Raw genomic sequence first — 3,265 nt, 5'->3', positions numbered from 1 at the left:
GCCGCGATGTAGGCGTAGTCGAGGTTGGACAGGCCCTCGCCGGTCTCGGCATCGGGCAGGAAGAAGTTCCACAGGCCCTGACGCTTGGCCTCGTTCTTGGCCTCTTCGAGCAGCTCGAGCTGGCCCGGCACATAGCTCCAGCGGTCGGCGCGGCCCTCGCCCAGCGCGAAGAACTTCTCGGACATGGGATCGACCACCTCGCTCACGAAGCGCTTGACCTGCTCGAGCAGGGGCAGCGACTTGTCGCTCATGCGCAGGTCGTGGAGGTCGTCTTGCGGATTGCCGCCGAAGCCGGTGGCCGGCTTGGTGGCGCTGCTGGTGGCGGTGCTCATCGTGTCATCTCCGTGCGTGTGATCGAAATCCGAATCGTCGAAACCTGCGGCCTGCGGGGGCACCGGTGGCTCAGGCCACCAGACCCTGCGTGCGGGCCGCTTCCATCCGCAGCCACTCGGGCGAGCCGAGCATCTGGCGGTTGAATCCGATGCGCTTGAACCAGTAGTGCAGGCCGAGCAGGTCGGTGAAGCCCATGCCGCCGTGAACCTCGGTGGTGGACTTGGCCGCCTGCCGGCCGATCTCGTCCATGTGCGACTTGAGCAGGCAGACCGTGGCGCGCGCCGACTGCGGCGACTCGCCGAGTTCATGACCGGTGTACCACAGGTAGGCCCGGGCCGGCTCGAGATCGGCAGCCACAGCGGCACAGAGGTGTTTCACTGCCTGGAAGGAGCCGATCACCCGGCCGAACTGCTGGCGCTGGTTGGCGTAGGCCACAGCCTGGTCGAGCATGGCCTGGGCCGCGCCGAGCGTGTCGGCGGCGAGCACGGCGCGGCCGATGTCGAGCACCTGCCCGATCACCGCCGCGCTGGCGCCGGGCAGCGGCTCGGCGGGCGTGCCCTCGAAGACCAGCTCGGCGATCGGCCGGGTGCGGTCGATGGTCTCGAGCGGGCGAACGCTCAGGCCGGGCGCGCCGGCGCTGACCAGATGCAGGCCATCGTGCGCGTCAGCCACCAGCCAGGCATCGGCCTGGGCATCGAGCACATGCAGCGCCCGGCCGCGCAGACGGCCGTCGCTGGCCTGCACGCCGGCGCCGGCGCGCGCGCCGCTGCGTTCGGCGAGCGCAGCGCCCACCACCTGCCGGCCGGCGGCGATCTCGGCCAGCCACAGCGCCTGCTGGGCAGGGCTGCCGGCCAGACGCAGCGCGGTGGGCACCATGGCGGCATTGGCCACGAAGGGCACCGGCGCGACATGGCGCCCGAGGGTCTCGGCCACCAGGCAGGCATCGAGCGGCGAGAGCCCCACGCCGCCCTGGGCCTCGGGGATGAGCAGGGCCGGCACGCCAAGCTCGGCCAGACCCGCGAGCAGATCAGCGGCGCGGCCTTCGCCGGTCTCGGCGAAGCGGCGCACCCGGGCCAGCGGCGCGCGCTCGCGCAGGAAGGCCGAGAGCGAGTCGGTGAGCAGCACCTGCTCGGCAGACAATCCGAATTCCATCAGGCCACCCCTGCTTTTGGTTCGCGCGGCATGCCCAGGCCCTGCTCGGCGATGATGTTCTTCTGGATCTGGTTGGTGCCCCCGCCGATGATCAGGCCCAGGTAGTACATGTAGGCGTACTGCCAGCTGCCGCCGTCGCGAAGATAGGGATGCGAGCCGTAGGCGAGGCCGCCCTCGCCCATGACATCGATGGCCAGGGCCTCGATCTCGTGGCGCAGCTCGGTACCCTGCATCTTGACCACCAGCCGCGCCAGGGTGGCGTCCTGGCCGGGATTGAGCTGGCTGGAGAGCAGCCGCAGGTCGTTGAAGCGCATGGCCATCACCCGCGCCTGCAGCCGCATCAGGCGGTCGAGGTAGCGCGGGTCGTCGATCAGGCGGTGCCCGTCGACGGTCTCGGTCTTCATGATCTCGGCCAGGGCGTTCAGCCGCGCCAGCGAGATGTTCGGATCGGCCAGGGAATTGCGCTCGTTGCGCAGGATGACATTGGCGACCATCCAGCCGTCGCCGCGGCGGCCCACGATCTGGTGGGCCGGAACCCGCACATCGGTGAAGAACACCTCGTTGAAGTTCGGGTTGAGGGTCATGTCGACCAGCGGCCGCACCTCGATGCCCGGGGTGTCCATGCGGAACAGCAGGAAGCTGATGCCGCGGTGCTTGGGTGCGTCGGGTTCGGTGCGCACCAGGCAGAAGATCCAGTGCGCCTGATGCGCGGTGCTGGTCCAGATCTTCTGGCCGTTGACCACCCAGTGGTCGCCATCGAGGACCGCGCTGGTGCGCAGGCTGGCCAGGTCGCTGCCGGCGCCGGGCTCGGAGTAGCCCTGGCACCAGATCATCTCGCCGCTGAGGGTGGGCGCGATGAACTCGCGCTTCTGCGCCTCGGTGCCGAGCTCGAGCAGGGTGGGCACCAGCATGGAGATGCCCTGCCCGCCCAGCCCGGGGCTGACCTGGGCGCTGGCGAACTCCTCGGCGATGATGCGCGACTTCAGGATGTCGGGCGGCAGACCGGCGCCGCCGTATTCGACGGGAATGCTGCGCGCGGTGTAGCCGTGCTGCACCAGCAGGCGCTGCCAGTCGCGGGCCCGCTGATCGCGCGGGCCGCCGGCCACCGGCGCGAGGTGGCGGTGGCCGGCGATGAACGCGCGCACCTCTTCCCGGAAGCGTTCGTACTCGGGTCCGTAGCTCAGGTCCATGGGCGTGTCTCGGGCAACAGGGGTGCCGCGCTCAGGCGGCGAGCGGCTCGGCGGACGCAAGCAGCCGATCGGCGAGCCGGCGGCGATGATGGGCAGCGTCGCCGAAGGCGTACTGCAGCCACAGCGCGCGCCGCAGGTAGAGCTGCGCGTCGCATTCCCAGGTGAAGCCGAAGCCACCGTGGAACTGCACCGCGCGGTCGCCCGCGAAGACGAAGCTGTCGCCGGCCTCGACCTTGGCCATGCGCAGGGCCACCTCGGCATCGGCGCCCTCGGCCAGCAGCGTGGCGGCATGCCAGAGATGCGAGCGGGCGCGCTCCAGACCGACGAGGATCTCGGCGCAGGTGTGCTTGAGCGACTGGTAGCTGCCGATCTTGCGGCCGAAGGCCGAGCGCAGGTTGAGGTAGTCGACCGTGAGCGCGAGCACCGCGGCGAGCCCGCCGGTGGCCTCGGCGCAGGCGAGCAGCAGGCCGGCGTCGCGCACCGCGCGCAGCGCGGCGAGGGCCGGCGCGCCGGTGATCAGCGACCCCGACGGCAGGCGCACCCCGTGCAGATCGACCCGGAACACCCGGCGGGTCTCGTCGATGACCACC

The 3,265-nt window shown here is 70.8% G+C and carries 3 protein-coding genes and 1 pseudogene; all 4 read right to left on the bottom strand.

Going from position 1 to position 3,265, the window contains the following annotated elements:
- A pseudogene (locus AC2H6A_RS18945) lies at positions 1–332 on the bottom strand (hypothetical protein); the annotation flags it as partial.
- Positions 333–402: 70 nt separating this feature from the next.
- Positions 403–1,485: an acyl-CoA dehydrogenase family protein gene (locus AC2H6A_RS18940; RefSeq protein WP_484275273.1), complete on the bottom strand. Its 1,083-nt coding sequence runs from the start codon at positions 1,483–1,485 to the stop codon at positions 403–405.
- Entirely contained in the window at positions 1,485–2,675 is a 1,191-nt protein-coding gene (locus tag AC2H6A_RS18935) for an acyl-CoA dehydrogenase family protein (protein ID WP_484275272.1), read from the bottom strand. The genes AC2H6A_RS18940 and AC2H6A_RS18935 overlap by 1 nt, the downstream gene beginning before the upstream one ends.
- A 31-nt stretch (positions 2,676–2,706) precedes the next feature.
- Positions 2,707–3,265: acyl-CoA dehydrogenase family protein (locus tag AC2H6A_RS18930; RefSeq protein ID WP_484275271.1), on the bottom strand; the 559-nt coding region annotated here is incomplete at its 5' end.

This window comes from Quisquiliibacterium sp. (assembly GCF_982640115.1).
This window is presented reverse-complemented; position numbering and strand designations above follow the sequence as displayed.

Excerpts from the sequence above, each read along its gene's own strand:
- AC2H6A_RS18935 (WP_484275272.1), bottom strand. The coding sequence starts at position 2,675 with ATGGACCTGAGCTACGGACCCGAGTACGAACGCTTCCGGGAAGAGGTG.
- AC2H6A_RS18940 (WP_484275273.1), bottom strand. The coding sequence starts at position 1,485 with ATGGAATTCGGATTGTCTGCCGAGCAGGTGCTGCTCACCGACTCGCTC.